Origin of the sequence: Paraburkholderia nodosa DSM 21604, assembly GCF_000519185.1 — a bacterium.
GTDB lineage: Bacteria > Pseudomonadota > Gammaproteobacteria > Burkholderiales > Burkholderiaceae > Paraburkholderia > Paraburkholderia nodosa.
The window spans coordinates 1-3,076 of sequence record NZ_KI912596.1 but is presented as its reverse complement, the minus strand read 5'-3'; the positions used below and the strand labels follow the sequence as shown (position 1 = coordinate 3,076).

Annotated in this window: 2 protein-coding genes; one reads left to right on the top strand and one right to left on the bottom strand. The window is 54.2% G+C overall.

The features are described from left to right. Positions 1 to 402 precede the first annotated feature (402 nt). Positions 403 to 816: a ParB N-terminal domain-containing protein gene (locus A3CW_RS52145; protein WP_081772125.1), complete on the top strand. Its 414-nt coding sequence runs from the start codon at positions 403 to 405 to the stop codon at positions 814 to 816. Positions 817 to 1,287: 471 nt separating this feature from the next. On the opposite strand, the gene sbnA is transcribed toward A3CW_RS52145, so the two are convergent. Continuing rightward, positions 1,288 to 2,307 (bottom strand): 2,3-diaminopropionate biosynthesis protein SbnA, encoded by a 1,020-nt coding sequence (gene sbnA, locus A3CW_RS50005; RefSeq protein ID WP_081772124.1) that lies wholly within the window; start codon positions 2,305 to 2,307, stop codon positions 1,288 to 1,290. Between the last annotated feature and the right edge of the window lie 769 nt (positions 2,308 to 3,076).

Here is a 3,076-nt window from a genome sequence, read left to right as displayed (position 1 = left end):
ACTGGTTGCCTCTCGTCCACATCTGCCATCCCTACCCAAACCAGCGTCTGATCGTCACGACCCAAGGCAGGAGCCGTATGCGTTAGGAGCGCACGTACGGATCTGCGGAGGGGGTGATAGGCGACTGTCATTCCTACTCCAACAGACAACCGGAGCCGATACACGTGCGCTCCTTCTTCAGGCATCCGTCTGTCCGCTATGTTTCTGACCTATGAGTAAAAGGTGCATGCACGGTTCTGAGGGGGCCGCTATGCAGCAATGCATGGCGGCTACCCGACAAGTCATATCAGTCCTCAGATACGTGGGGCCGCTCCAGCCACCTCATAAAATTATATGGAACTCTTCGCATGGCACGACATATGCATCGTCGCCAGAGAAACCGTTGCTATTTAGGAGAAGCCCTTGTCATCCCCAAAAGCTGTTGCGACTTACACGGTCGTCAGATTGCCAGTAAGTCAACTTCGTCCGAGCGAGAAGATCAACGTCAAGCGTGCTCGGACGCTCATCAAATTGATCGCGAAAACTGGACAGTGGACCTCGCCTATCCTAGTGGAACGCAGTCATTTCATTATTATGGATGGCCATCACCGTCATTTCTGTGCCAAGGAATTAGGCTTGTCGTTTGTTCCATGTATCTTGCTTTCCTACGATGACACAAACTTGAATGTCACCTACTGGGCCAATCCTGAACGAGTTGTTGTCGACAATATCATCCACGCTGGTCTCTCCGGAAATTTGATGAACTTCAAGACCACTCGACATAGGTTAAATGTCACTTTGCCGAGTTGTGCGATCGGGCTTGATGACCTGAGATGAAGCGCTGCCTATGAGTTACAAACTTGCTTTGAACGACTGAAAACCTTTATTCTGAAATCCCGCTTACGATTTTCGCTCTCAACAGCCGATCGGAACTTGCGGCTTAGTAGGTCGAGTTCGGCATTGCTGGCTGTATGTCCAAAGTAAGTCAGCACAGACCATGTTCAATGGCGGGAGAAATGGTGCAAGCTTGGTAACGATTATCACGCGCGGTTGTTGCTTGATGCATCCATCCGCTCCTCTCAGCGTGCGTAACGGATCGCAATCCGGCGCACGTATCTTCACCTAACAACAACCGGCGTGGCAGTGAGTGCTTCGAGCTTGTTCGGTCAATGAGGTTGTAGCCTGCCTTGTCGTTGATCGCCCGCAGAAGCTTCTCACAAGGAGGCGTTCATATACACTGCAACGAAAGGCATCCGCGTCGCGCGACGCGATACCGTTGGCCACACGAGTTCCGACGCAAGGACCGATTTATCCACTCTGGTGTGAGGCGGTGTCCGGCACCGTAGGAGAAATTCGATCTGTCAAGACTGAAAGGTCGCCGGAAACGCGTTTCTCTCCAAAATGTTTTGCAACCCAAGCATCGGAATAGATCGTGTCAAGGTATCGCTCCCCGAGATCGGGTGATATGGCAACGACGACGTCTTTAGGACAAATGCGGTCTCTCCATGAATGGATTCCGGCGAGCACCGTTCCTGTCGATCCACCCAGAAGGAGTCCGTGGCTGCGAGCAAGCCACCTGCACATAGTGACCGCATCGGCCTCGTTAACCCGGTCCATAGCGTCAAGGCCTTCGGGGTCGAAGATTTCTGGTCGGCGGCTTGTTCCCAAGCCCGGAATGTAGCGCGTTGCCGGCGGGAAGCCGAACGTGACCGACCCAATACTATCTATGGCGATGATCCTCGTCTCAGGGCGGTATCGTCGAAAAAACGTTTTGCAGCCCATCAGCGTGCCAGTGGTGCCAGCACCAATAAAGAGATAGTCAATGTCACCAAACGTCTCGCTAATAGACTTGGCGGTGGAATCGTGGTGGGCGGCCGGGTTCGCCGGATTCGCGTATTGATTAAGCCAGATGGTGTTACTGTCGTTGGCGATCCTCTGCCGAATGTACTGAATGCGAGTACCTAAAAAGCCGCCATTTTCGTCGCGCTGATGTACGACGACGACTTCAGCTCCCATTGCTTCGATCGTCTTCCGGTTCTGCTCTGAGGTATTGGGGTCGATCACACAGGTAAATCGATATCCCCGTTCAGCACAAACCATGGCTAGCGCCACGCCTAGACTTCCCGAAGATGATTCAATCAGGCGCGTATTTGAATTTATACATCCCTTGCGCTCTAGTGCGTTAATCATTCCGACTGCGGGTTTGATCTTTACAGACCCTGCAAGATTAAGTGCTTCAATTTTTACATATACGATAGCGGGACAAAGCCCTTGAATTTCGACGAACGCACGATCGTTGTTGATTGCACTGACATTACGAGTTTTCATTGTGGTTCTCTTTCAGATGGACGTCGTCACGCGAAGCGTCGGCGAGCGAGGCAGAGATCCGCGCAGCCGCAGAAAATAGCGTGATAGGAACGTTGCGTCGAAATGAGTGAGAGACTTCCTGGGCGGCGTACAGCGGGACGAGAAACGCGGGGCGGACCCGATGCACCCCAATACCGGATAGCCGCCCTCGCGCACGGTCCGCTCATGAAACGCCAGTCCCAGCTCTCGTTCGCTGACGCCGGGCCTGGCGATTTCCAGTGCAGATGCGATCGACTGCTCAGCAATCTGCGCCGCACGTCGCAGGCGTCGGACTTCTTCCTCAGTCTTGACGGCGCGAACCGAACGGAAAATTTCCAGCGCCGGCTTCACGTTCGCGTTCGGTAGTCGCGCCCGGATTTCCTCGAAGTTGCCGGGCATCAGACCCAGCTCGTCGAGACCAATGACGCCGCCACTTAGGCCGCAATCGTTAATTGCCGCGCACAGCGCATTGATCGCCGTCCCATGGTCCGGAAGGTTATACAGTTCGAGTTGACGCTGGTCGAGTGCATTCAGCGTCACGCCACTCGTTTGTTCGACCGAGAAAAATCCGTATCGATACACCTTCGNGATCCACACGTCATCTTGATCGGCCAATTGATCGAGCAAGCTGGTCGCGGCGATGATGGCAGGCTCGCCGCGGCCGGGCGCCGGAATGAGGACATAGGACTGGGGACCGCGACGGATCCACTGGGAGAGCGCCCAATACCCGCTCGAGTACGTCACGTTTTCC